Raw genomic sequence first — 25,653 nt, forward strand, 5'->3', positions numbered from 1 at the left:
GACGCGCGCGGCGCGCTCGTTGTGCTGCGGCAACCCGGGCGTCTATGGTTGCACCATAAGCATGCTTAGCATTCTGCGAAAGGACACGGGCATGAGCGAAGGACAGTACACGCCGGGACCGAACAGCCAGCCGGACCCGGACGTCAGCGTCACGCCGTCGGCCGCGGACCGGGCGGCAGGCGGCCGGGACGCAACCTACGGTGGCGCGCCGTCCTACGCCCCGGATGCCCCGGATACACCCGCGGTTCCAGCACCATCAGCGGGCACGGAAAAAGCCGCAGCGGGTGGCCGCACACCCGAAAGCAAAGTTACCCGCGCCGGCGTCATCTGGGCTGGCGTTGTCGCCTCACTGATCCTGTTGATCCTGCTGATCATCTTCATCCTGCAGAACCAGGAACAGGCCATGGTGCAGTTCCTGGGTTTTGAGGGGTCTGTCCCGCTGGGCATGGCACTCTTCATTGCCGCCGTCACCGGCGGGGTCCTGGTGGCTGTGGCAGGTGGGGCGCGCATCCTGCAACTGCGCGCCACAGCCCACCGCGCCAAGGTCCGTCAACGCCGCTAGGGCAAGCGACGGCCGGAGCCGCCGGAGCGAATCCGCCGGCGGCTCCCCGGGCGTGCGTTGCGTCAGTTGCCGCCCAGGTTCCGGTACTTCCGGAACCGCGCCCCCACCAGCCCGGCCACGGGGATGTCGGCAACGGATGCGAGTTCGTATTCGATGGCACGGGCCATCCGGGCACAGAATTCGCGCGGCTCCAGGGACGCGTCGTCGCGCTCGTCCACAATGTGGTCCACCAGTCCGTTCGCATACAGCGCCGCCACATTGACGCCCTGCGCCTGTGCCATCCCGGGCGCGAAGGCCGTGGTGCGGTGCACGATCGCACTGGCGCCCTCGGGCGGCAGCGGCGACAGCCAGCTGTGCTGCGCGGCGATGGTCCTGTCCGCGGGCAGCAGTGCCAGCGCCCCTCCCCCGGCACCCTGGCCAAGCAGCACCGAGACGGACGGCGATTCCAGGCCGATCAGTTCGTACAAAGAGCGTGCGATCTCGCCGGCGAGGCCGCCTTCTTCCGCCTCCTGGGAGAGCGCGGCGCCTGCGGTGTCGATGACAGTGAGCAGGGGGAGCCGCAGTTCTTGGGCCAGCTTCATGCCGCGGCGCGCTTCCCGCAATGACCCGGGCCCCATACCGGCGGCGTCCTTGCGCAGCGGGCGGGCATGGCCGAGCACAATGCAGGACCGGCTGCCGAACCGGGCCAGCGCCAGCAGCAACCCGGGGTCCTTTTCCCCCTGCCCCGTCCCGTTCAGCGGCAGGGCGTCGCTGGCGCCGAACTTGAGGAGCTGGCGCAGGTCCGGCCGCCGCGGCCGGCGCGAAATCCCGATCGACGTCCAGGCGTCCACGGGGGCCGGCCGCACGGCCAAAGTGGCCGGTGCGGCGGGCCGGACCACCGTCCCTGACGCCGCCTCCCGCCGGGGCGCCAGGATGTCCAGCGCCCGGGCCACCAGTTCCGCGAGCTCTTCGGGCTTCACGACGCCGTCGATGAGCCCCTTGTTGAACAGGTTTTCCGCCACCTGCACGTTGTCCGGGAAGGACTCCCCATGCAGTGCTTCGAACACCCGGGGGCCCAGGAATCCCAGCAGGGCGCCCGGTTCGGCAACATTGATGTGGCCCAGCGACCCCCAGGATGCCATCACGCCGCCGGTGGTGGGGTGCCGGAGGTAGACCAGGTAGGGCAGGCCGGCCTGGCGGTGCGCCCGGACGGCTCCGGTGATTTTGACCATGGACAGGAACGCCGGCGTCCCCTCCTGCATCCGGGTTCCCCCGGAGGCCGGGCCCGCCAGCAGCGGCAGTCCCTCCGAGGTGGCCCGTTCGACGGCGGCAACGATCCGCTGTGCCGCGGCGTGGCCGATGGAGCCGGCGAGGAAGGAAAACTCGCTGACGATCAGCGCCACCCGGCGCCCCCGGATCAGCCCGGTGCCGGTGAGCACCGATTCGTCGGCTCCGCTGCGTTCGCGGGCTTTGGCCAGGTCACGGGCATACTCTTCGGACAGCGCCGGCTGGTGCGGCGGCGTATCCCAGGAGACAAACGAATCCTGGTCCACCACGGCGTCGATCAGTTCGGCGGCGCGCAGGTGCCGCACTTTTTCGGTGGTTGGCATGCTAGTTCACCCCGGCCGCCACGGGAGCCGGCAAACCGAGCCATGCGCGGATGGCAGGACCGTCCGCGTCCAGCAGCGGCGGCGCGGCGTGGTCCTTCACGGTGGTTTCGGCTGTGTCCCCCTGTTCGAAGAACCGCAGCGGGGGCCCGGGGAGGCTGACGGTTCCGAGCAGCGGATGCTCCACGTCCACCACGAGCCCTTGGGAGGCCACCTGGTCCCACGCGTACACCTCGTCCAGGGAGCGCACCTTCCCTGCCGGGATCCCGGCGTCGTTCAGTTTCTCCAGCAGTTCCGCCGCGCCGTAGCCGGCGAAAGCGCGTTCGACGGCGGCAATCACCTCGGCGCGGTTCCGCACACGTTCGGCGTTGCTGGCGAATCCGGGCGCTGCCGGGTCCAGGCCGAAGGCCGCCGCAAATGACTGCCAGAGCTTCTCGCTGCCGACGCTGATCTGCACGCTGCCGTCCTTGCAGGTGAACAGCCCGTAGGGGGCGATGGACGGGTGGTGGTTGCCCTGTGCCTGCGGAACTTCGCCGGCCACGGTGGTCCGGGTGCCCTGGAAGGCGTGGACGCCGATCAGTGACGCCAACAGGGAGGTGCGCACCACCTGGCCGCGGCCGGTGTGGTTCCGTTCCACCAGCGCCGCCAGCACGCCAAAGGCTCCGTTCATGCCGGAAAGGAGGTCTGCGATGGGGACGCCGACGCGCTGCGGGTCTTCGGGCCCGGAGCCGGTGAGTGACATGAGTCCGGCCTCGCCCTGCAGGATCTGGTCGTAGCCGCTGCGCCGGGATTCGGGCCCGTCATGGCCGAAACCCGTGATGGACAGGATCACCAGCCGGGGGTTGAGCGCATGGATGGCGGCCGTGGAGAAGCCCAGCCGGTCCATCACGCCGGGACGGAAGTTCTCGATGACCACGTCCGCACGCTCCAGCAACCCGCGCAGCACTGCCTGCCCGTCCTGGCTCTTCAGGTCCAGGCTGATGGATTCCTTGTTGCGGTTGCAGGACATGAAATAGGTGGACTGCAGGTCATCTTCCGGGCCCACGAAGGGCGGCCCCCAGCCGCGGGTGTCATCCCCGGTGCCGGGGTTTTCCACCTTGATCACGCGGGCGCCGAGGTCCGCCAGCATCATGCCGGCGTGGGGCCCCGCCAGTGCACGGCTCAGGTCGACGACGGTGTGCCCCGCCAGGGGGCCTCGGGAATTTTCGGCTGAGCTCATGTGCTTGGGTTTCCTTTCTCAAGTGCGGGCGGCGTGGCGGGCGGCTGCGCCGGCTAGAGCCAGCCGGGGACCACCAGCGCCAGCCAGGCCAGGATGGGTCCGGCCACGATCACGATGCCGCTGTAGCCGAGGATCTTCTTGTAGAACCGGTCCTTGTCCACGCCCTCCGGGGCATTGGCCAGGACCAGGGCACCGTTGGTGGAGAACGGGGAGACGTCCACGATCGTGGCTGAGACCGCGAGCGCGCAGATGACGCCGACGGCGCCGATCTCACCGGTGGAGAGGAAGGGCACGGCCAGCGGGATGAGCGCGGCCAGGATGGCGGTGGAGGAGGCGAAGGCGGACACGATGGCGCCGATGAAGCAGATGATGAGGGCCGCCAGCAGCGGCATTCCCATGCCGGCCACGCCGCTGGAGACGAATTCGATGGTGCCCGCTTCTTCCAGGACGCCAACGAAAGTCAGCATGCCGCAGATGAGCAGCACGGTGGACCAGCTGATCTTGTTGATGGCACCCTTCTGGGCCGCCGGCGAGACCAGCGCAAGGACGATCGCGATGGTGATGGACACGAAGCCGACGTCCATCTTGAACCCGAGGGCCACGACGGCCAGCACGACCAGGCCCGCAATGGTGACCAGTTGCGGAATCCGCTCCTTGCGCTCCTTGGTGGCGGCAACGCCGTCGCCTGCCGGGTCGCGGGGGCCGTACATGCCGGAGCCGAAGCCTTTGAACGGAACATCGGTGCCGGCTTTGGCGCCGACGCTGACTGCCATCCGTGCCTCGGCGGCCTGCTCCACGAACTGACCCACCTTGGAGGACATGAGGTTCCTGCCGCCCAGGACCACAAAGAGGACCAGGGAGATGACCAGGTTGAAGATGAAGCTGGAGAGGAAGAGTGCTGCCGGGCTGAAGGCGAGATCGGTCTTGGCGATGATGCCGTTGACGGTGACGCCGTAGACGGCGATGGGCGAGAAGCCGCCGGCCTGGGCACCGTGGATCACCATCATGCCCATCAGCAACGGGCTGATCTTGTATTTTCCGGCGAAGCTGAGGGCAATCGGGGCAATGATGGCGACGGCGGCGGGAGACAGCGCGCCCACGGCCGTGATGACGGCGGTGATGGCGAACATGACCCAGGGAATCAGGGCGACGCGGCTGCCCACCAGCTTGACGGCGCCCCGGACCAGGAGGTCGATGGTGCCGTTGTTTTGCGCGATGGCGAACAGGTAGGTGACTCCGACGATCGTCAGGAAGAGGCCGCCGGGGAAGTTGGCAAGGATGTCATTGGTGGACATGCCCAGCACCAGTGAGCCAAGCAGGAAGGCGCCCACGAAGGCGAGGGCACCCATGTTGAGGGGCAGGACGGTGGCGAGCAGGAACATCGCCGCCAGGATGATGATCGATAAGACAGGAGCGGACATCGTTGGTCCTCCATTGGAACGAAAGAATGTGACGTGAGTTACTGGCTCACTGGACTAGCCTCTTAGACAGTGAGTCTATCTGTCAATAGATGAAGGGGGTATTCTGGTCCGAGAACCTCGGGAGGAACTGTGGAAAAGACGGCACGGGCGGGCCTGGAGCGGGTCTCGCGTCCCCGGCTCTATGAGCAGCTGGTGGAGCAGATCCTCGCCTACATCGAGTCGGCCCAGCTCCGCCCCGGGGACCTGCTGCCTGCCGAACGCGACCTTGCCGAGCGGCTGGGAGTTTCCCGCGCCACCCTGGCCCAGGCACTCGTGGCCCTCGAAGTGCTGGGAGTGATCGACGTGCAGCACGGCACAGGGGCAGTCCTGGCACGGCGTCCCAGCGTGGCATCCGTCATCAAGGGCCTCCGCGAGCACCAAAGCCGGCTGCCGGAGATCGTCGAAGCCCGCAGCACCCTGGAAGGGAAGCTCGCGGCACTGGCCGCCGAACGCCGGACCGGGGACGACCTCGCCGCCATCGACAACGCCCTGGACGTCATGGCACGGGAGATCAACGACGGCGATCGAGGCACCCATGGCGATGAGCTCTTCCACCAGGCCATAACCGCGGCGGCGCACTCCTCCGTGCTGGCGCAGCTGATGGCCTTCATCGCCGAGATGATCCTGGAAACCCGGATGGAATCGCTGGGCCAGCCCGGGCGTCCGGAACAGTCACTGGCGTCACACCGCCGGATCGCCGACGCCATCCGCGCGCAGGATCCGGCCGCAGCAACGGAGGCCATGCTGGCGCACATCGACCTCGTCTCGGACGTGGAACTGCTCCGCTAGCGGCACGACTGCAGGTTCGCAGCGGCAGCATCCCCGTCGCATGGACCAGTCCTCCTGCCATGCGCAGGGGAGCAGTCCAACCGGAGGGGACTTTATTCGGTGCCGACCCTTAACCGCCGCGCGGCGGGGGCAGGGCGCCTAGAACGTCCCGGAATTCGAACCCGTGGTGCTGGCAACGGTGAGGCCGATGATGAGCAGCAACCACAGGGCGCCGTAGCCCAGCAGGCACAGGTAGCCCAGTACCAGGCCTGAGATGGACATCCCCTTGCCGGACGGCTCGCGCCTGAGGGCGAGGTGGCCGGTAATGATGGCTGCCAGCTGGGGAAGGAGCAGCCAGCCCATGATGACGGAGGCGATGCCGCAGACCATGCTGGCGATGCTCAGGGTCTTTGGCTCGGCCGGCCTGCCATAGTAAGCCGGCTGGCCGAAGTATTGCCCCTGGCCGTACTGGGACTGGTTGAACTGGCCCTGGTTGTAGCTTGGGCCGTACTGGGACTGCCCGTATTGGCCGTGTCCGTACTGCGTCTGGCCGTATTGGGCCGGCGGTTGGTAGCTGGGCCACGGCGCATCGTTGCCCTGGCGGTCGGGACGCTGGTAGTCGGGCCCCTGGGACGGCTGGTCAGTCATGGTTTCTCCCCTGCGGATCTGGCTCCAGCCTACTTCAGTGCAGGACCAGGCGGACGGCCAGCACCAGCATCAAAACACCGATGCCTGCATCGATCCAGCGCCAGGTGCGCGGGCTGCCCAGGACGCCCGCCAGGGCCCGCGCCCCGTACCCCAACGCTGAGAACCACAGGATGCTTCCGGCCACGGCGCCGGCGGCAAAGATCCAGCGGAGGTCCGGCCCCTGCTGGTTGGCCAGGCTGCCGAGCAGCACCACGGTGTCCAGGTAGACGTGGGGATTCAGGAACGTGAGGGCCGCCGTGGTGGCGAAAACCGAGTGTTTGGACCGGGGCTCCTGCTCCGCCAACACTGAGGGCTTCGCTGCCGCCAGGAAGGACCGGACCACGAACCACAAAAGGTAGGCGGCCCCTGCCCACCGCAGGACTTCGAGCACCCCGGGGAAGCGGGTCACCACGGCCCCGATTCCGGCTGTACCGCCCACGATCAGCAGCGCGTCACCGGCCATGCACACCGCCACCACCACGCCGATGTGTTCGCGGCGGATCCCCTGCCGCAGGACGAAGGCGTTCTGGGCACCGATCGCCACGATGAGCGCCAATCCGGTCAGCATGCCGGTTATCCACGAAGTCCACATGGCTACGACGGTAGGGTCCTATGAGATATGTAGGCAAGTAAAGGATTCTGCGTACGCATTAGAATCTCTTCATGAATCTGGAGCATCTTAAGGCCCTGGTTGCGGTTATCGACGAAGGAACATTCGAGGCGGCGGCGGACCTCCTGCGCATCACGCCGTCAGCCGTCAGCCAGCGGATCAAGGCCCTCGAGGGATCCGTGGGCCAGGTCCTGGTCCGCCGCCGGTCGCCCTGCACCACCACGGACGCCGGCGCACTGCTGCTGCGCATGGCACGGCAGGTCCAGGTGCTGGAGGCGGAGACATCGGCGGCGCTGGGCGCGGGGCCGCCAGCCCGCGCCCACCTGCCCGTGGCCATCAACGCCGACTCCCTGGCCACCTGGTTCGTCCCCGTCCTCCATCGGGCCGCCGAATGGGAGGACGCCGTGCTGGACCTGCGTGTCGAAGACCAGGGCTACAGCAGCCAGCTGCTCCGCGAAGGAGACGTGATGGGCGCCGTAACCTCTGATCCCGTGCCCGTCAGCGGGTGCCGGGCAGAAATGCTGGGTTCCATGCGGTACATCCCGGTGGCCAGCGCCGGACTGCGGCGCCGGTTTGCGGCGGCCGACAGTGTTGACTGGGCCGCCATGCCCGTCCTGAAATTCAACGCCAAGGACAACCTCCAGCTGCAACTGCTGGCGGCCAAGGGCATTGCGCAGCCTCCCCCCACGCACACCGTGCCGTCATCGGAGGGCTTCTTCGCGGCGGTCAAGGCGGGCCTGGGCTGGGGCATGATCCCCGAGCTCCAGCTCACGGATGGCCTTTCGGACGGCACCCTGGTCCGGCTGGATGACGGCTACCAGGATGTGGCCCTCTACTGGCAGGCCTGGACCCTCGATTCTGACGGCCTGAACCGGATCACCCGCGCGGTACGGACCGCGGCCAAAGACCGGCTGCGGCCCGGCGGCGGAGAGGGTGTCAGCGGGCCAAGTAGGGCAGGAAATAAACGGCAAAAATGACGAAGGCCGCCAGCAGGGCCAACTTCCCGCCGCTGGTGCCGCTCTGCTGCGCTTTGGCTTTCCCGCCGCGCCGGCCGGCCCGGATCCCTGCCGGTGCTCCTGCCCGGGATCCGCCGGCCGGCAGGTTGCGGCCGGCCGGATGCCGGGACATGCTTCCGCTGCGGCCCTTGCCGTCAAGTGGCCTGCTCCCTTCCGCAGCACCCGCGACGGGGCCGCCAGGCGGCAGGGCCCCTGCCGGGCGCACCACGGTTCCGGGGCGGACGTTCCGCAGGGCCGTGATGCCGGGCTCCTGTTCATGCGTGAGCTGCTGGCCCAGTTGCTCGTACAACCCCACCACCGCCTGCGGATCCAGCACCGGCGGAAGCGCCTCAATGGTCCGCACCACCCGGTGGGAACCCGCCACGGCTACATCGGAGGCGGTCACCCCGAAGAGATCCGGCTGGGCCGCCATGCAGATGAGCGGACGCACCAGCCGGCGATGCTGGGGGGCCAGCACCGAGGCGACGGCGGCGCACTGTGCCAGCGCTCCCTCCACGGCCTGGGTCCGCGCGTAGCGGCCCTGCCAGAGCACGCCGGACACTACGCGCACTTCGCCGGACCAATTCTTCGAATCAACCACCACCACCCCGCCGGGGCCCACCAGGACATGGTCAAGGTTGGCCTTGGGCCGGCCCGGCCAGTGGACATCGTGCAGCACGTACCAGCCCCGCGGGACCAATTCGCTGAGCTTGTCCGCCACCACCCGCTCCCCCAGGGCTCCGGCGTCCCAGGCCTTGGTGGACCGTTCGGCCTCATCCAGCTGGCGCTTCAGCCTGGCAACGCGTTCGGCAGCGAGCCTGGACTGCTCGGCTGCCCCGTCTCCTGCCCCCATTGGACGTCCCCGCTTCCTTGCCGGACGGGACGATCGGCGGGTCCCGCCGTCGTCCGTTGCTTTCGCTTGCGTGCCTGGAATTTTCTTGAAAATAGCAGGGCGCTGAAGGGCCGGTATATAGGTACTTTCACGGCGCGGTACTCAGGTGCACTACTTGCTTGGTGACGTCATTGCGTGTCACAGCGTCCGGATCCTGGGCAATTCGTTTTGACTCCCGCCAGGTTCTGGCATGCTGGTCCCATGGCTAGCCGCGCGGGTACAGTTGCCCAACCCCAGGACCTTGTTGACATCACTGCGCTCCTTGATGCGTATTACGACATCGCGCCGGACCTGGGTGATCCCGGCCAGCGCGTGGTGTTCGGCACCTCCGGGCACCGGGGCTCCAGCCTCAAAGCGTCCTTCAATGAGCAGCACATCGTGGCCATCACCCAGGCGATCGTGGAATACCGGGCAGCGCAGGGTGTCACCGGCCCGCTGTTCCTGGCCAAGGACACCCATGCCCTGAGCGAACCGGCGCAGAACTCCGCCTTGGAGGTGCTGGCCGCCAATGGCGTCCACGTCCTGGTGGACGCCCGCCACGGCTACACCCCCACCCCGGCCTTGAGCCACGCCATCCTCACATACAACCGGAAGGCCGCGCCCGGCGCCCCGCAGGCTGACGGCATTGTGGTGACCCCCAGCCACAACCCGCCGGCCGATGGCGGCTTCAAGTACAACCCGCCGCACGGCGGACCCGCGGACTCGGACGCCACCGGCTGGATTGCCAACCGTGCCAACGAACTGCTGGAGAACGGACTGCGCGGCGTCAAGAGGATCCCGCTGGCCGACGCGCAGGCCGCGGACACTACCGGCAAGTTCGACTTCCTGAGCAGCTACGTGGATGACCTTCCGTCCGTCCTGAACCTGGACGCCATCCGCGAGGCCGGAGTCCGGATCGGCGCCGATCCCATGGGCGGGGCGTCCGTGGACTACTGGGGCGAGATCGCCGAACGGCACCACCTGAACCTCACCGTCGTCAACCCCACCGTGGACCCGCAGTGGGCCTTCATGACCCTGGACTGGGACGAGAAGATCCGGATGGACTGCTCGTCGCCGTCCGCCATGGCCTCCCTGATCAGCCGGATGTCGGTGGGTGCCGACGGGTCCGTGCCCTTCGACGTCGCCACCGGCAACGACGCCGACGCCGACCGCCACGGGATCGTCACCCCCGACGGCGGCCTGATGAACCCGAACCACTACCTCGCGGTCGCCATCGACTACCTCTACCGCAACCGCAGCGGCTGGAACCCCGAATCCGTGGTGGGCAAGACCCTCGTGTCCTCCTCGATCATCGACCGGGTGGCGGAGAGCCTGGGCCGCAAGTTGGTGGAAGTCCCGGTGGGCTTCAAATGGTTTGTCCCCGGTTTGCTCTCCGGTGAAGGCGCGTTCGGCGGCGAGGAATCCGCCGGCGCATCCTTCAACAAACTGGACGGCAGCGTGTGGACCACCGACAAGGACGGAATCCTGCTGGCGCTGCTGGCCTCCGAGATCACCGCCGTGACCGGGAAGTCGCCGTCACAGCTGTACAAGGCGTTGACGGACCAGTTCGGCGCTCCCGTCTACGCCCGCATTGACGCAGCCGCCACGCGTGAGCAGAAGTCCAAGCTGGGGAAGCTCTCCGCCGCTGACGTCACGGCCACCGAACTGGCCGGGGAGGCGATCACCGCCAAGCTCACCGAGGCACCCGGCAACGGCGCTGCCATCGGCGGCCTGAAAGTGGTCACCGAGAACGCCTGGTTCGCTGCCCGCCCGTCCGGCACCGAGGACGTGTACAAGATCTATGCCGAGTCCTTCAAGGGTGAGGAACACCTCAAGCAGGTGCAGGCCGAGGCCAAGGCGCTGGTCGACAGCGTCATCGCCTGACCGGAAGCCCCGCAGCTTAAGCACGAACGCCCCATCACCAAGTGATGGGGCGTTCGTGGTTTAGCCGCGGAACGTGCCGTGGCGTCAGACGGTGCGGACGGCGTCGTCGTAGGAGTACTTGGGCTTCGCCTCGCCCCAGGCTTCCTCACCGGGCTGGCCGATGTTGACCACCAGGAAGCTCTTCTGGTTACCGGCCGGGAAGAAGGCGGCGTCGATGGCCTTGAAGTCGGCGCCGGTCATCGGTCCTGCGGCGAAACCGAGTGAGCGGACGGCCAGGATGAAGTAGCCGGCCTGCAGGTGGGCGTTGTTGTTGCCCGTCGCGGCGGCGAGCTCGGGATCGGCATCGTACATGGCCTTGGGGGCGTTGTAGCCGGGCAGGAAGCTGTCCCACTTGCCCGCCCAGTCGGTGTCATAGCTAAGGATGGCCACCAGCGGAGCCGACGCGGTCTTGGCCTGGTTGCCGCGGGACAGCGCATCCACCAGGGTGGCGCGGGCTTCGGGCGAGCGAACGTACGTGACGCGCAGCGGCTGGGAGTTGAAGGCGGTGGGCCCGAACTTGGTCAGTTCGTAGATGGCCTGCGCCTGCTCCTCGGTCACCTCGCCGGTGAACGTGTTGGCGGTGCGGGCCCGGGCGAAGATCGCGTCCACGGCCGCCGAATCGATAACCGCTTCTTCGTGTGCAATGGTCATTGGCTTACCTTTCGCTGTGCCGCCCGCCTACCGGGGTGGCCTCTGTGCTTTCCATAGTTGCAACTTCAAGTGCTTGGTTCCTCTTCCCATGACGGCAGGTGACGTTGGCCACAACGGACGGCAGCGAAATACTTGGCGGTATTCTGGACCGAGTTATCCTTCGCCCCCTCGCGGCACCCCTGAAAGGCATTCCTTCCCATGAGCATGCTCGGAATCAAATGGAAGCTGCACGGCACCGGCAAAACCATCAAGCCCGGCCAGGTGGTGGCCCCGGATGAGCGGCTGGCCTGGCCCCTGACCATCGGCGTGGGCATGCAGCACGTGGTGGCAATGTTCGGCGCCACCTTCCTGGTGCCCATCATCACCGGGATGCCGCCGGCCACCACGCTGTTCTTCTCCGGCATCGGAACCCTGCTGTTCCTGGTGGTCACCAAGGGCCGGGTGCCCAGCTACCTCGGCTCCAGCTTTGCGTTCATCGCGCCCATCACAGCCTCGCAGGCACAGTTCGGCATCCCGGGCGCGCTGGGCGGCGTGGTGCTCGCCGGTGCCACCCTGGCCCTCGTGGGTGCCGTGGTGCAGAAGTTCGGCGCCGGGTGGATCAACCGGCTGATGCCGCCCATCGTCACCGGCGCCATCGTCGCGTTGATCGGCCTGAACCTTGCCCCCGCAGCCAAGCAGAACTTCGACGCCGCACCCATCACGGCCGTCGTCACGCTGGCCACGATCATCCTGGTCAGCGTCCTGTTCCGCGGAATCCTCGGCCGGCTCAGCATCCTGGCGGGCGTCGTGGTGGGTTACCTGGTGGCCATGCTCCGGGGCGAGGTGGCCTACGACAAGATGGACGCCGCAGCCTGGGTTGGCCTGCCGCAGTTCCAGACCCCCGAGTTCCACATCGGCGTGCTGGGACTGTTCGTCCCTGTAGTCCTGGTGCTGGTGGCGGAGAACATCGGCCATGTGAAGTCGGTTGCCGCCATGACGGGGCAAAACCTTGACGGCGTCTCCGGCCGGGCGCTGATGGCCGACGGCGCGGCAACAGTCCTCGCCGGCCTTGGCGGCGGCTCGGGAACCACCACCTACGCCGAGAACATCGGCGTCATGGCGGCTACCAAGGTGTATTCGACGGCGGCCTACTGGGTGGCCGGCATGTTCGCCATCCTGCTGAGCTTCTCCCCCAAGTTCGGCGAATTGATTGCCACCGTCCCGGCCGGCGTCCTGGGCGGCGCGGCCACCATGCTGTACGGCATGATCGGCATCCTCGGCGTGAAGATCTGGGTCCAGAACAAGGTGAACTTCGCCAATCCCGTAAACCTGACCACCGCGGCTGTGGCCCTGATCATCGGCATCGCCGACTACACCTGGACCATCGGCGACCTCAAGTTCACCGGCATCGCGCTGGGCTCGGCAGCCGCACTGGTGATCTACCACGGCATGCGCGCCATCGCCAAGGCGCGGGGAACAGCGGCCGAACCCGAAACCGAGCAGACGGGACTGCCGCCGGCCGTCAAGGCTGCCATGAATGCAGCCTCGAAGCGGACGCCCAGGAAGCGCTGACCCGGACCGGCGTCAGGCCACCCGGTCCGCCCTCCCATCCGGGCCGCCGGCTGCCGTGCCGGGGCCCATCGCCGGTCCCTTGGCCGGGTGTCCCGGCGGGAAGGGACCGGGCAGGCCTTGGCCGAAGACCGGGCCGGGCTGCGGCCGCTTGGCCGCCAGCGCGTCGGCCTGGCGGGGCCGCAACTGCTTGAGCACCCACGGCATGAAATATTGCCGCGCCCACACCAGGTCCTCCGCCCGGGCCTGCGTCCACCCGTGGGCCGGCAGCGGCTTCGGCTGCAACGGCTTGAGCGCATGCTCCACTCCCAGCGCATCAAGGGTTGCCGCGGCCACGGCGTGGTGGCCCAGCGGCGACAGATGCAGCCGGTCCGGGTCCCACATTGACGCGTGCTGAAGCTCGGGCAGGCACCACAGGTCAACCATGATGGCGTGGTGCCTGGCCCCGATGGTGTGCAGGTGCTCGTTGTAGATGGCCACGCGGCCGCGGATCTTGCCGAACACCGGTGTGTTGCCCCAGTCCGGGCCCGCAAAAAGAAGCACGGTGGCACCGGTGGCTGCGAGCGTGCCGATGGCATGGTCCAGCTTCCCGGCCAGTTTGTCCGGATCGCCATGCCTGAAGATGATGTCGTTGCCACCGGCGGCAATGGCGACAAGGTCCGGCTTCAAGGACAGCGCCGCGGCCAGTTGACCGTCGAGGATCTGCCGCAGCAGCAGTCCCCGGATGGCCAGGTTGGCGTACGCAAAGTCGGGACGGCGGGACGCCAGCTCCTCGGCCACACGGTCCGCCCAGCCCCGAAGGCCGCCCAGGCTGAGCGGTTCCGGGTCGCCGATTCCTTCGGTGTAGGAGTCTCCCAGGGCAACGAACCGGCGCCAGGGGTGGCCGTCCGGGCTGTCCGCGATGAGGCGCGGCTCCTGCTTCTGGATGGTCATGCTGTCCTCCCTTCTGCGGGAGGCGGGGTTTCCGTCTTCACCGCAGCGTTCCTGCGGGGTTGCTTTCCGGTTGGAAAGCCCCGCCCCGCCGCCGACGGGCGCGGAAGCTCCGCGACGCCGTCGTACGCTTCCTGCCGCAACGCGGACGGCGTTGCGCCGCTCCGGTCCCGGCCGGTCCCCGGGGCCACGACGTTCAGGGCCGCGTCCCGCAGGTCAAGCTCATGGTGCAGTGCCTGCGTCTGCAGGAAGAGCAGCGCGGCCTCCCTGCTGAGGCCGTATTCGCTGGAAAGGCTGCGCACGGCCAGGTCCACCAGGACCAGGGAGCTTTGGACGACGGCGAGGCCGGCCGTCGCTTCGGCTCTCTCGGCCACGCGGAACACGAGGCGAAGGGCCCGGGCCATCTGGCGCACAAAGCCCTGAATCCTGACCAGGTCATCGCTGGTAAACGCGTGCGGCACGCCCGCGTAGAAGGTGATGGCGGCACTCGTCCCGCCTTCAGACATGATGGGAACGGAGAGCATCGACTGCACCCCATGGCCCGACGCCGCACTCGCGTAACCGGGCCAGCGCCGGTCACGGCTGAGATCGGATACCAGGACGAATTCCTCGGTGCGCATGGCCTCCATGAGGGGCCCGTCGGCAAACGAGCACTGTTCCCGGTCCGCCTCCCGCGCCTGCTCCGCGCTGGCCGCAAGCGTGCGTCCCTGGCCCAGGCGGAAAAGCGTGGCGGCCCAGCCGATACCGCGGCGTTCACCCTTGATCTCGCTCATAAAGTCATGGGTGACTTCCCGGAGGAAGGTTTCGACATCCTTGTTGTCGAAGACCGGCTCCGGGGTAACAGGAAGCAGCCCCCAGCCAACCTGCTCCGAAGGTTCAGCCGCCATGTTCCAGCCCTGTTCGAAGCGCTTCGGCTTACTACAAAACCTGGTTCCCAGAATACGTCCGAACCGGGCCCTGGCGGGAGTGGCAGCAGGAATAAGCCAAAAAGAGGAAGAAATTGTTCGCTGATAGGGTCCCTGTACGGCAACAGCTGCACCGCAGCACAGGTCCGGCCGGAGAGGAGCCCCGTTTGGACACCCGGAAGCTGAAATATTTCCTGGCGGTGGTGGACCACGGCGGGTTCAACCGCGCGGCCGAACACCTGCTGATCGCCCAGCCTTCACTGTCCCAGACCATCGCGGGCCTGGAAAGGGAACTGGGTGTTCCGCTGTTCCACCGGATTGGCCGCCGCGCCGTCCTCAGCGACGCGGGCAGGGAGCTGGTGGGGCCGGCCCGGCTGGTGATGCGGGACCTGGACGCCGCGCAATCCGCGGTTCAGGCGTTGCGCGGCGTCCGCAGCGGGCAGCTGGACATCGTCACCATGCCCTCGCCCGGAATCGAACCGCTGACCTCCATGATCGCCGCGTTCACCCGGTCCTATCCGTCGGTGAGGCTGAACGTGGAGGCAGCCTTCACGCCGGAGGAGGTCATCGAGTCGGTGCGCAACGGCAGCACCGAGATCGGGCTGGCCGGTTCTGCCACCGCCATCCGCGTGCCCGGGGTGGAAGTGCTTGGGCTGGAGCGCCAGCCGCTGATCCTGATCGTCAATCCGCAGGCAGACACCTTTGGCCCGGGTAAGGCCATCGCGCGGGAGGACCTGAACGGGCACCGGCTCATCGCCAGCCAGCGGGGCTCCCTGATGCGCTGGCTGGTGGATGACGCCCTGGCGCGCGGGGTCAATGCCGAGATCGTCGTGGAAGTGGCCCACCGCACCTCGGTCCTGCCCCTCGTCCTGGCAGGGGTGGGGCACGCGGTGATGCCTTCCTCGTGGGCCCCGACCGCCGGGAAGGCTGGCTTGCGCACGCTCCTCATTGAGCCGGTTTCCCACCTGGAGGTGGCCATCCTGAGCCGCAAGGACGACCTCACGCCAGCGGCGCGCGCCTTCTTGCAGGTGGCCAAGGACCACGTGGAATAGCCACCCATCGTTGATAGGCCCTTCCTATCAGCAGGATCGAATCTTGGTCTTGGACGCCCAACCCGCTGCGCCCGTCTACTTGAAGAGGAAGAAAACAGTGTGACCGGGGCGACACCCGCACACTGCCCGCACTCAACGAGGAGGTAGGCACATGAGCGCCAACCAGACATTCAGCATCGCTTCGATCCCGGCCGACGGCGTGGGCAAGGAAGTGGTGTCCGCAGGCCGCCGAGTCCTGGACGCCCTGGCCGAACACTCGAACGGAAAGTTTGCCTTCGACTGGACCGAGTTCCCTTGGGGCAGCGAGTACTACGCCAGGACCGGCCAGATGATGGACCCCAAGGGCCTGGACGCCCTGAAGGACTTCGACGCCATCTACTTCGGGGCCGTCGGCTGGGAAAACGTCCCGGACCACATCAGCCTCTGGGGCCTGCGCCTGAACATCACCCAGAACTTCGACCAGTGGGCCAACATCCGCCCGGTGAAGTTCCTCCCCGGCGTGCAGTCCCCGCTCCGCAAGGCCGACACCACCGAATTGGACTGGGTGGTGGTCCGCGAGAACAGCGAGGGTGAATACGCCGGCCTCGGCGGCCGGAACCTCAGTGGGCGCGGACCCGGCAATGAGGTGGCGCTGCAGACCGCCCTGTTCACCGAGAAGGGCTGCGAGCGCATCATGCGGTTCGCCTTCGACCTGGCCCGGACCCGGGCCGTCAAGAAGGTTTCCTCAGTCACCAAGTCCAACGCGCAGCAGTACGGGATGGTCCTCTGGGACGAGGTCTTCAACCGCGTCGCCCTGGACTACCCGGACGTCCAGACCGAAAGCGTCCTGGTGGATGCCATGAGCGCCAAGTTCATCCTCAAGCCCGAGGATCTCTCCGTCGTCGTCGCCTCCAACCTGAACGCCGACATCCTCTCCGACCTCGGCTCGGCGCTGGCCGGCAGCCTGGGCCTGGCGGCCAGCGCCAACCTGAACCCGGAGCGCCGCTTCCCGTCCATGTTCGAACCCGTCCACGGCTCCGCACCGGACATCGCCGGCCAGGGCATCAGCAACCCGATCGGCGCCATCGCCAGCGCCGCCCTGATGCTGGACCACTTCGGCCTGCACGCGGAAGCCCGCCAGGTGGAAGCCGCCATCGAAGCGGCCACCGGCGCCGGCCACCTGACCCGCGACGTGGGGGGCAAGGCAAACACCGGGGACGTCACCGAAGCCATCATCAAGGCCCTGACGCTCACTCCGGCAGCGGTCTAGGCACGCAGTAGCCCCCGGCGCCGCCATCCGGTTGCCGATTCCAAGCACGGGGCGGGCGGTGAAGCAGTACCGCCGGCCGCCCCGCACCAACTTTCTTCAGAACATCCTCCAGCGACATTCCACAATGAGGTAGGAATCATGGACCACACCAGCACCGCCGCGGCTACAACAGCGGCCCCGAAAACCCGGTGGTACCGCCAGCTGTACTTCTGGGTACTGACGGCGATCGTCATCGGCATCCTGGTCGGCTGGCTCGCCCCGGCAACCGGTATCGCCATGGAACCGATCGGCACCACTTTCGTAAACGCGATGAAGATGCTCATCGGGCCCATCGTGTTCCTCACGATCGTCGGCGGCATCGCCAGCGTGGCTGACCTGAAGAAGGTGGGCATGACCGGGCTGAAGGCGCTGACCTACTTCCAGGTCGGCACCATCTGCGCCCTGGCATTCGGCCTGGTAGCCATCAACGTCTTCCGGCTCGGCGAAGGCGTGAACGCCGATCCGGGCGCCATAAAGACCTCGGACTCGGCCGCCAAGCTGATCGATGCGGGCCAGCACCAGGAATGGTGGCAGTTCATCACCAACATCATCCCCACCAGCGTGGTCCAGCCCTTCGTGGTTGGCGACATCCTGCAAATCATCTTCATTGCGGTGGTCTTCGGAATCGCCCTGAACGCCCTGGGCAAGGTGGGCGCCCCGGTCCTTGACGGGGTGCAGCGGCTGACCGGGGTCATGTTCAAGATCCTCGGCTTCATCATGAAAGCTGCGCCCCTGGGAGCCTTCGGTGCCATGGCCTTTGCCGTGGGCAAGTATGGCGTCTCATCGCTCACCAGCATGGGCGGCCTGATCGCCCTGTTCTATGCCACCTCCATCCTCTTCGTCGTGGTGGTCCTCGGCTCGGTCATGGCGTTCCTGAAGCTGAACATCTTCAGCATGATCCGGCACCTCAAGGAGGAATACATGCTCATCCTGGGCACCTCCACCGCCGAGCCCGCCCTTCCAGGCCTGATGCGCAAGCTTGAGAATGCCGGAGTCAAGAAGGAAACGGTCGGCCTGGTGGTCCCCACCGGCTACAGCTTCAACCTGGACGGCGCTGCCATCTACCTGTCTTTGGCCGCCCTTTACATTGCCCAGGCCACCAACACCCACCTGAGCATTGGCCAGCAGCTGGGCCTGCTCGCGGTCATGCTGCTCACCTCCAAGGGCGCGGCAGGAGTCGCCGGCGGCGGCTTCATCGCCCTCACCGCCACCCTGGCCACCATCGGGACCATCCCCGCCGCCGGAATCATGCTGATCTTCGGCATCGACAAGTTCATGTCCGAATGCCGGGCCCTGGTTAACTTCACCGGCAACGCCGTGGCCACCCTGTTTATCGCCTGGTGGGACCGCACCCTCGACGCCGACCGTGTGCGCCGCGTCTTCGCCGGCGAAGCCGTGGACCCGCTTCCGGCCCTGGCGCCGGGCCACCTCGAGGCCGCCGACGGTTCAGGCGCCCACCCCCACAAGGAGCCGGCCCTCCAGGAAAGTACCGCCGGCGTCGAACCTTCCCTGCCTGCCCGCAGTCCCTTCTACTCCGAAACCGCCTGACATGCCCGCCAACACCACGGTCCGCGCCCTGATCGCACCTGACAAATTCAAGGGCAGCCTCACCGCAGGCGAGGTGGCACACGCCCTGGCGGCCGGGCTCCGGTCCACCGCCGGGGCCGCCCGGACCATCGAATGCGAGCTGCTTCCGCTGGCCGACGGCGGGGACGGCAGCGTGGACGCGGCCGTCTCGGCCGGCTTCGCCCGGCACGCCTGCACCGTCACGGGCCCCACGGGTCAAACGGTCCGGTCGTCCATCGCATTCGACGGCGTCACCGCCGTCGTCGAAGTCGCCAACACCTGCGGGATCGCGCTCCTGGCGGACGGCTCCCTGGATGCCCTTAATGCATCCAGCCGCGGTTTCGGTGAGGCGGTCCGGTTCGCCCTGGGCCTGTCGCCCGCGAGGATCGTCCTGGCCTTGGGCGGCAGCGCCAGCACCGACGGCGGCATGGGAATGTTGTCCGCCCTGGGATACGCCTTCCTCGCGGCCGACGGCACGGAACTGCCGGGGACCGGCCACGCACTCGGCCGGATCCACGCCGTCCGGGGATCCCTCCTGCCAGGCCTGGCAGGGACGGAACTGGTGGTCGCCAGCGACGTCTCCAATCCCCTCACCGGACCGACCGGGGCAGCGGCCGTCTTCGGGCCGCAAAAAGGCGCCGGCCCGGCGGATGTCGACGCCCTCGACGCCGGGCTGGAACATTTCGTGGGCAGGATGGCGGACGCGGGGTTCGGCGCCCCGGCCGGCCTGGCACGGCATGACGGAGCCGGCAGCGCCGGGGGAATCGGGTTCGCCTGCCTGCTCCTGGGCGCGCGCCAAGTCTCCGGAGCGGACTTCTTCCTTGACCTGCTGGACTTCGATGCCCGCAAGGACGGCTGCGACGTCGTCATCACGGGCGAAGGCAGCATCGACGCGCAGACCCTCGCCGGCAAGCTGCCCGCCGCGGTGGCCCGGCGCTCCGGCACCCGCACCCTCATCGCCGTTGCCGGTCGCTCCCTGCTCCCCCGGGAACGCTGGGCGGACCTGTCCCTGGCGCAGGTCTACGCCCTGGCCGACTACACCAGCCGGGACTCCGCCAAGGACCCCGTGCTGTCCTCCGCCCTGCTCACCCGGATCGGCCGCGACATCGGCCGGCAGATCGGCCAAGGCATCCGCCAGCCCGGCACGTTTGTCCCGTCCACCGGTTGCACCGCCCAGTAGCATCGGGAGAGGGAACACCGAATACTCCCTGTCCGGCTGGGTACCTTTCCACGGGCAAGGGGCTACGGAGCATCCATGCCAGCACGGAGACGAGCAGTGGAAAGAGGAGCTTATGCGGGAGCCGGGGACCAGCGAGCGCGTTTCGGATGCGGATAACACCGCCGGAGTCGGGGAAGGGGAGGCAGCCGCCACGGAGCCGGCAGCGGACCTGGAAGTCACTTTCGACGAACAGTTCTTCGCCGCCCGGCCAAAAGCGCTGCGGCCCGTCGCGAGGCGGCGCCAATTCGTGGGCAACAGGCCCTCCTTCGAATTCGACGGCCGGAACGCTGCGTACGTGGATTGGCTGCGCAACCAGGCCATGCTCGGTGACGCCAACGTCCTGGCCCGGCAATTGTCCGGCCAGGCCAGCATGTGGCAGAACTCGTACGCGCATCCGAACCCCCGGGCCGCCGTCGAACGCGCCCCTGTCTGGTTCACCGCTTACCCGCTGTCCTTCATCACCGAGCCGGGCCGGTCCTTCCTGTCCGCCCTGGGAGACAAGGCCATGTGGGAAGCCTTCCGCGAGATCGGCATCCGCGGCATCCACACCGGGCCGGTGAAACTGGCCGGCGGCATCAGCGGCTGGTCGCACACGCCCAGTGTTGACGGGCACTTCGACCGGATCAGCATGGCGATCGATCCGGTCTTCGGCACCGAAGAAGAGTTCCGCAGCATGTGCGAGGTCGCTGCCGAGCACGGCGGCACGGTCATTGACGACATCGTCCCGGGCCACACCGGCAAGGGCGCCGACTTCCGGTTGGCCGAAATGAACTTCCGCGACTACCCCGGGATCTACCACATGGTGGACATTCCGGAGGAGGACTGGAACCTCCTGCCCGATGTCCCGGAGGGGGCAGATTCGGTCAACCTCAGCCCTGATTCTGAACAGGCGCTGCAGAAAGCCGGGTACATCATCGGCAGGCTCCAGCGCGTCATCTTCTACGAACCCGGGGTGAAGGAAACCAACTGGAGCGCCACCCGGCCCATCGTGGACACCACCGGCAAGACCCGCCGCTGGGTCTACCTGCACTACTTCAAGGCCGGGCAGCCCTCCATCAACTGGCTGGACCCCACCTTCGCCGGGATGCGGCTGGTGGTGGGCGACGCCCTGCACTCCCTGGTGGACCTGGGCACCGGGGCGCTCCGCCTTGACGCCAACGGGTTCCTGGGCGTGGAAAAGAGCGCCGAGGAACAGCCCGGCTGGTCCGAGGGCCACCCGCTGTCCGAGGCCGCCAACCAGCTGATCGGATCCATGATCCGCAAGGTGGGCGGGTTCTCCTTCCAGGAACTGAACCTCACCATCGACGACATCAAGGCAACCTCCGAATCGGGTCCCGACCTGTCGTACGACTTCATCACCCGCCCCGCGTACCACTACGCCCTTGTCACCGCGGACACCGAATTCCTGCGTCTGACGCTGCGCCTGTCCATGGAGATCGGGGTGGACCAGGCGTCCCTGGTCCACGCCCTGCAGAACCATGACGAACTGACCTACGAGCTCCTGCACTTCGCCGCCGGGCACCGGGAGGAGATGTTCGAACTCAACGGTGAGGAACTCACCGGCGCACAGCTCGCCGAGCAGGTCCAGCAGACCCTGCGGGACCGGCTGACCGGTGAGAACGGACCGTACAACGCCGTCTTCACCACCAACGGCATCGCCTGCACCACCGTCAGCTTCATCATGGCCGCCCTGGGCATCCAGGATCCGGACGCCGTGACCCCGGAGCAGGAGGCACAGATCCGGGACGTCCACATCCTCCTGGCCATGTACAACGCGCTGCAGCCGGGAGTCTTCGCCCTCTCCGGCTGGGACCTCACGGGCATCCTGGCCCTGGACCGGAGCAGCGTCCGGGAACTCACCTCCCAGGGCGACACCCGCTGGATCAACCGCGGCGCGCACGACCTCATGGGGACCAGCCCGGACGCCACCACGTCCTCGGCGGGCATGCCGCGGGCGCGCAGCCTGTACGGCACGCTGCCGGAGCAGCTTCAGGATGCGAACTCGTTCGCGCGCAGGCTGCAGCGGATCCTTGCCGTCCGTGAGGACAACGGGATTGCCACGGGCACGTTGCTCGATGTCCCCGAGGTCTCCAACCGCGGGGCACTGGTGCTGGTCAACCGGCTCCAGGACGGCGCCTTGCAGGTCACGGCGCTCAACTTCTCCGGGCAGGACATCGCCGGCAGCATCCAGTCCAACGAGCTGCCCTCCGGGGCGAACGTCAAGGACCTCTTCAGCGGCGAGACGGTGGGGCAGGTGGACGACCTGCACAGCTTCTTCCTCGAACTGCCGGCCTACGGCGGGACGGCACTGCTCCTTACCGAGGCGCCGGAGCCGGACGCGGAGGCTTAACGGAGGACGCCGGGCGGCGCCGGAGGATTCGTTCCCGGCGCCGCCCGGCGCTACTCTGTACTATCCCGCGATCGCGCCCGCCAGCGTGGCTTCGATGATGGACGGCGAGAGGACGTACTGGGTAACCAGCTGGCTCGCGCCGAGGACGGCCGCCTGGTCGCCTGCCCGGGAGACATTGATGCGCAGGTGCGAGGTGGCCAGCGGCGGGGAGCGCCGGTACACCACCTCACGGATTCCCGCCACCAGGTGCTCACCCGTTTCGCCGAAACTGCCGCCCACCACGATGACGGACGGGTTGAGCAGGTTCACCGCGGTGGCAAGCACCTCACCGATGTCCCGGCCGGCCTGCCGCAGCGCCTGGATGGCCTGCAGGTTGCCGTCGGCGGCGAGCCGGAGCACATCCGCGCCCCTGGCGACGTCCACGCCCTGGTCCCGGAGGGAGCGTGCGACGGCGGGCCCGGACGCGAGTGCCTCAAGGCACCCGTAGTTTCCGCAGGCACACAGGACCTCCGCACCGCGGGCCACCTGGACGTGGCCAAGGTCGCCGGCCGTGCCGTTCGCCCCGCGCTGCAGCTGCCCGTTGCTGATGATGCCGGACCCGATGCCGGTGGCCACCTTCACGAAGAAGAAATTGTTGTGCTCGGGCCAGTGGGCGGACTGCTCCCCCAGCGCCATGATGTTCACGTCGTTGTCCACGAGCACATGGACGGGCAGGGACCGCTGGACGTAGCTGACCACGTCGAACCCGTCCCAGCCAGGCATAATGGGCGGCTTGACCGGTTTTCCGGTGTCGTGTTCCACCGGCCCCGGAAGCCCGATGCCAATCCCGGCGAGTTCGGTGACGCTGCGTCCCGCGGACGCCAGCAGTTCCTTGCCCTGCGCAACCACCTGGTCCAGCACAGCTTCCGGCCCGTCTGCCACCTGCAGGGACAGCCGATGCTCGGCGAGGATTGTCCCGCCAAGGTCGGTGACGGCGACAATCACGTGCGTGGCACCGACGTCGACGGCCAACACCAGGCGGGCGGACGGGTTGAAAGCAAAGCGCGACGGCGGCCTCCCGCCGCTGGAGAGTGCCTCACCGGCAGGTCCCACCAGGCCGGAGAGCATGAGCGCGTCGATCCGGGAGGCAACCGTGGACCTGGCGAGGCCCGTGCTTAGGGCGAGCTCGGCACGGGTACGGGCCCTGCCGTCCCGCAGCAGCTGGAACAGGTCCCCCGCGCGCGACAGATTGCCGGCGTCGGATTCCTTTCCGAGCTGTTTCCCGGCGGGTGGAGAAGTCATGCACTAAGTCATAACACTCTTACTTAGCACTGTCATCACGCCAGAAGAATAACGAGAAACAAGCAACTTTTGCTTGACGCGCGGCAAAAGTAGTTCTACCTTGTGACTCAGGGCACATTCGTGAATCCGATGGCTGGTATCCACCACGGTGATCCCACCACTGCAGAGTCCGCTTACGAAGAGGTAATTGAACTTGTCCCATCACACCGCGCCGACAGACCAGCCCTTGGGGGTTGGCATCCTGGGGGCAGGACCGGTGACCCAAGCTATCCACCTTCCCGCCCTGGCCCGGCTCCGCGATGTCCTGGAGGTACGGCACATCATGGACGTCGACGCAGCCGTTGCGGCTTCCGTGGCGGCGCGCGTCGGGGCAACGTCCAGCACCAGCATGGACGAGCTGCTGGGCGATCCGGCCGTGGACATCGTCGCGATCTGCAGCCCCCACCAGTTCCACGCGGACCAGGTCATCGCCGCATGCCGGGCCGGCAAGAAGGCTGTCCTCTGCGAAAAGCCGTTTGCAATGAACGCCGAGGAAGCCACCCGCATCTCTGCGGTCAGCACCGAAACCGGGGTCCCGATCGTCGTCGGCGCCATGCACACCTTCGATCCGGGCTGGCTCGCAGCCGAACAGAACTGGGGCGACCTTCCCGAAACGGCCCACACCATCCGTTCCTCGATCGTCCTGCCACCGAACGCCCGGTTCGAAGACTTCGCCACGGAAATCCTCACCCGCCCCGCCGCCGGGCGGCCGGACTACTCGGACATCGAGGTCCTCAAAGCCGCCCTCCACGGCGGGATCATGGGCCTGGCCATCCACGACCTTCCGCTGGTACGCCGGTTCACGCCCGATTTCGAGCACGTCGACGTCCTGCAGGCACGGCACGTCCGCCCGTTCGGCTACGCGGTCTCGCTCCGGACCCCCTCCCGGGTCATTGAACTGCGGGCCGTCATGAACGGCACCTGGAAGCCCGAGTGGACTTTCGAGGCCATCGCCGACGATTCCGCGCTCCGGATCGACTTCACACCCTCCTACGTCCAGGCCGGCTCCGCTGTGGCCACCTTTACCCGCAATGACGGCAGCGAGACCACCAGCTTCGGCCCGTTCGGCCACAACGGCTACGAGGGCGAGTGGCGCGAACTTGCCGGGCTCGCCAACGGAACCCGGCAGGCCCCGCCCGCCCAAACCCTGATCGACGACCTCACGTTCGCCCTGGCCATCGCCGAGGCCACGGTGGAAAGCGCCGCCCTGGACCATGCGGCCGCAGCCGACACGGCAGGAGTTTCCGCATGAGCGCCCACTTCACGGTGCACGCCACGCCCGCAGCCCGGGAGGCAGGCGCCGTCACCGAGACCGTGGCATCGCTGCCTGCAACGTTCGGCCCTATGCCGGCCGGCCATTCCGGGCAGGCCGACGTGCGGGTGGTTGCGGGCAGCAGTGGATGGGCCGCCGAAGCCGCCGGCGCCGTGCAGGCAGGGGCCCGCGGCATTGTGGTGGCCAACCCCGTGCCCGAGGACACCTCGGGGCTCGCGGCTGCCGCGGACGCGGCGGGGGCCGTCGTCGTCCTCGATCTCCGTTGGGCAGCGAACCCGGCCCTGGTCGGCGAAGGTTCCGGCGCGGATGCCCGTGGCGCAGTGCGCAGCGGGCTCGGCAGCGCCTCGCTGCTGGACAGCGTGGCGACGGCGGCGCCCGGCACCGATCCACGGCAACTCCTCAGCGACCACTTCGCCGCCTTGCTTGCCGTGGCGGGCCGCCTGGACGGCGTGGCCATCCTGCGCCTGGACACCTCCGGTTACACGGCCAGCGGCCGGCTGGCAAACGGTGCGCCGTTCACCGCCCAGGGCGTGCTGACCGCCGCCCGGCCCGCCGGCGTCGACATCCGCCTTTACACCGCCGACGGCGGGGTTGCCGTCCGGGTCCCCGACCCTGACGCCGCATGGCCTGCCGAGGTCCGGGTCACCGGGCCGCACGGCGACCTCCTGCTTCCCACCCTGTACGAATCCGCCCACCGGTTTGCGTGGCGGCGCCTGAAGGAACACCTCAGCGCCGGCACCAGGCCGGACGACCTGGCCGGGTTCGCCCGGCTGACCGACCTTTACGCAACCCTTACCGCCACGTAACCGCCTTTTAGATACGCAACCGAACACAGCAGCCCAGTCCCACCTCCACTCTCAACGATGAGCA

General features: G+C 67.8%; 22 protein-coding genes. 12 read left to right on the forward strand and 10 right to left on the reverse strand.

Translation table 11 applies throughout. The annotated features are described in order from the left end of the window. The first annotated feature begins 91 nt into the window (after positions 1-91). Positions 92-562 carry a LapA family protein gene (locus QRM96_RS05570; protein WP_285318759.1) on the forward strand — a complete coding sequence of 157 codons (471 nt, stop codon included), beginning with the start codon at positions 92-94 and terminating at the stop codon, positions 560-562. A gap of 62 nt (positions 563-624) precedes the next feature. Here the strand turns inward: QRM96_RS05570 and QRM96_RS05575 are convergent, their stop codons facing one another. From QRM96_RS05575 to QRM96_RS05585, 3 genes are read right to left on the reverse strand one after another with little or no spacing between them, the layout of a single operon-like run. Beyond that, a complete protein-coding gene (locus QRM96_RS05575; RefSeq protein ID WP_285318760.1) occupies positions 625-2,151 on the reverse strand; it encodes a carboxyl transferase domain-containing protein in 1,527 nt (508 codons plus the stop codon). Between the two features lies 1 nt (position 2,152). Further along, a complete protein-coding gene (locus QRM96_RS05580) occupies positions 2,153-3,367 on the reverse strand; it encodes a CaiB/BaiF CoA transferase family protein (RefSeq protein ID WP_285318761.1) in 1,215 nt (404 codons plus the stop codon). Between the two features lie 53 nt (positions 3,368-3,420). Then, positions 3,421-4,788, reverse strand: a complete 1,368-nt coding sequence (locus QRM96_RS05585) for an SLC13 family permease (RefSeq protein ID WP_285318763.1) — start codon at positions 4,786-4,788, stop codon at positions 3,421-3,423. Positions 4,789-4,917: 129 nt separating this feature from the next. Between QRM96_RS05585 and QRM96_RS05590 the strand changes: the two genes are divergently transcribed. Further along, positions 4,918-5,616 carry a FadR/GntR family transcriptional regulator gene (locus QRM96_RS05590; RefSeq protein ID WP_018762683.1) on the forward strand — a complete coding sequence of 233 codons (699 nt, stop codon included), beginning with the start codon at positions 4,918-4,920 and terminating at the stop codon, positions 5,614-5,616. Positions 5,617-5,754: 138 nt separating this feature from the next. Here QRM96_RS05590 and QRM96_RS05595 read toward each other — a convergent pair whose 3' ends face one another. Next, entirely contained in the window at positions 5,755-6,243 is a 489-nt protein-coding gene (locus tag QRM96_RS05595) for a DUF4190 domain-containing protein (RefSeq protein WP_285318765.1), read from the reverse strand. A gap of 34 nt (positions 6,244-6,277) precedes the next feature. Further along, positions 6,278-6,850: a LysE/ArgO family amino acid transporter gene (locus QRM96_RS05600; protein ID WP_285318767.1), complete on the reverse strand. Its 573-nt coding sequence runs from the start codon at positions 6,848-6,850 to the stop codon at positions 6,278-6,280. Positions 6,851-6,945: 95 nt separating this feature from the next. Here QRM96_RS05600 and QRM96_RS05605 point away from each other — a divergent pair, with 95 nt between their 5' ends. After that, entirely contained in the window at positions 6,946-7,869 is a 924-nt protein-coding gene (locus QRM96_RS05605) for a LysR family transcriptional regulator ArgP (protein WP_109044085.1), read from the forward strand. Here QRM96_RS05605 and QRM96_RS05610 read toward each other — a convergent pair. Beyond that, on the reverse strand, positions 7,829-8,740 hold the full coding sequence (locus tag QRM96_RS05610) for a nuclease-related domain-containing protein (protein WP_109044086.1): 912 nt from the start codon (positions 8,738-8,740) through the stop codon (positions 7,829-7,831). The two genes, QRM96_RS05605 and QRM96_RS05610, sit on opposite strands and share 41 nt — an antisense overlap. Positions 8,741-8,980: 240 nt before the next feature. Between QRM96_RS05610 and pgm the strand changes: the two genes are divergently transcribed. Beyond that, positions 8,981-10,642 carry a phosphoglucomutase (alpha-D-glucose-1,6-bisphosphate-dependent) gene (pgm, locus tag QRM96_RS05615; RefSeq protein WP_285318768.1) on the forward strand — a complete coding sequence of 554 codons (1,662 nt, stop codon included), beginning with the start codon at positions 8,981-8,983 and terminating at the stop codon, positions 10,640-10,642. 84 nt (positions 10,643-10,726) lie between these two features. On the opposite strand, the gene QRM96_RS05620 is transcribed toward pgm, so the two are convergent. Then, positions 10,727-11,332: a malonic semialdehyde reductase gene (locus tag QRM96_RS05620; protein ID WP_285318769.1), complete on the reverse strand. Its 606-nt coding sequence runs from the start codon at positions 11,330-11,332 to the stop codon at positions 10,727-10,729. A 198-nt stretch (positions 11,333-11,530) separates the two neighbouring features. On the opposite strand from QRM96_RS05620, the gene QRM96_RS05625 reads away from it, so the two are divergent. Beyond that, positions 11,531-12,883 carry a uracil-xanthine permease family protein gene (locus tag QRM96_RS05625; RefSeq protein ID WP_285318770.1) on the forward strand — a complete coding sequence of 451 codons (1,353 nt, stop codon included), beginning with the start codon at positions 11,531-11,533 and terminating at the stop codon, positions 12,881-12,883. A 12-nt stretch (positions 12,884-12,895) separates the two neighbouring features. Here QRM96_RS05625 and QRM96_RS05630 read toward each other — a convergent pair whose 3' ends face one another. Both QRM96_RS05630 and QRM96_RS05635 read right to left on the reverse strand, forming a co-directional pair. Then, on the reverse strand, positions 12,896-13,813 hold the full coding sequence (locus QRM96_RS05630) for an SGNH/GDSL hydrolase family protein (protein WP_285318772.1): 918 nt from the start codon (positions 13,811-13,813) through the stop codon (positions 12,896-12,898). Then, on the reverse strand, positions 13,810-14,697 hold the full coding sequence (locus QRM96_RS05635; protein ID WP_285318774.1) for a GAF domain-containing protein: 888 nt from the start codon (positions 14,695-14,697) through the stop codon (positions 13,810-13,812). The genes QRM96_RS05630 and QRM96_RS05635 overlap by 4 nt, the downstream gene beginning before the upstream one ends. A gap of 185 nt (positions 14,698-14,882) precedes the next feature. On the opposite strand from QRM96_RS05635, the gene QRM96_RS05640 reads away from it, so the two are divergent. From QRM96_RS05640 to treS, 5 genes are all read left to right on the forward strand, one after another. After that, on the forward strand, positions 14,883-15,767 hold the full coding sequence (locus QRM96_RS05640) for a LysR family transcriptional regulator (protein WP_285318776.1): 885 nt from the start codon (positions 14,883-14,885) through the stop codon (positions 15,765-15,767). 151 nt (positions 15,768-15,918) lie between these two features. Then, positions 15,919-17,016 (forward strand): tartrate dehydrogenase, encoded by a 1,098-nt coding sequence (locus tag QRM96_RS05645; RefSeq protein WP_285318777.1) that lies wholly within the window; start codon positions 15,919-15,921, stop codon positions 17,014-17,016. A gap of 138 nt (positions 17,017-17,154) precedes the next feature. Beyond that, complete coding sequence (gene dctA / locus QRM96_RS05650; RefSeq protein WP_285318778.1) at positions 17,155-18,603, forward strand: C4-dicarboxylate transporter DctA; 1,449 nt, start codon at positions 17,155-17,157, stop codon at positions 18,601-18,603. A gap of 1 nt (position 18,604) precedes the next feature. Then, the gene (locus tag QRM96_RS05655) at positions 18,605-19,801 is read left to right on the forward strand and encodes a glycerate kinase (RefSeq protein ID WP_285318779.1); all 1,197 of its coding nucleotides are present in this window, start codon (positions 18,605-18,607) and stop codon (positions 19,799-19,801) included. A 112-nt stretch (positions 19,802-19,913) separates the two neighbouring features. After that, positions 19,914-22,190: a maltose alpha-D-glucosyltransferase gene (gene treS, locus QRM96_RS05660; protein WP_285246729.1), complete on the forward strand. Its 2,277-nt coding sequence runs from the start codon at positions 19,914-19,916 to the stop codon at positions 22,188-22,190. A 60-nt stretch (positions 22,191-22,250) separates the two neighbouring features. Here the strand turns inward: treS and QRM96_RS05665 are convergent, their stop codons facing one another. Further along, a complete protein-coding gene (locus QRM96_RS05665) occupies positions 22,251-23,471 on the reverse strand; it encodes an ROK family transcriptional regulator (RefSeq protein WP_285318780.1) in 1,221 nt (406 codons plus the stop codon). A 193-nt stretch (positions 23,472-23,664) separates the two neighbouring features. Between QRM96_RS05665 and QRM96_RS05670 the strand changes: the two genes are divergently transcribed. Beyond that, positions 23,665-24,762: a Gfo/Idh/MocA family protein gene (locus tag QRM96_RS05670; protein ID WP_243835394.1), complete on the forward strand. Its 1,098-nt coding sequence runs from the start codon at positions 23,665-23,667 to the stop codon at positions 24,760-24,762. Then, on the forward strand, positions 24,759-25,589 hold the full coding sequence (locus tag QRM96_RS05675) for a hypothetical protein (RefSeq protein WP_285318781.1): 831 nt from the start codon (positions 24,759-24,761) through the stop codon (positions 25,587-25,589). The genes QRM96_RS05670 and QRM96_RS05675 overlap by 4 nt, the downstream gene beginning before the upstream one ends. Positions 25,590-25,653: the final 64 nt, after the last annotated feature.

This window comes from Pseudarthrobacter sp. lyk4-40-TYG-27 (assembly GCF_030209295.1).
Classification (GTDB): Bacteria; Actinomycetota; Actinomycetes; order Actinomycetales; family Micrococcaceae; genus Arthrobacter.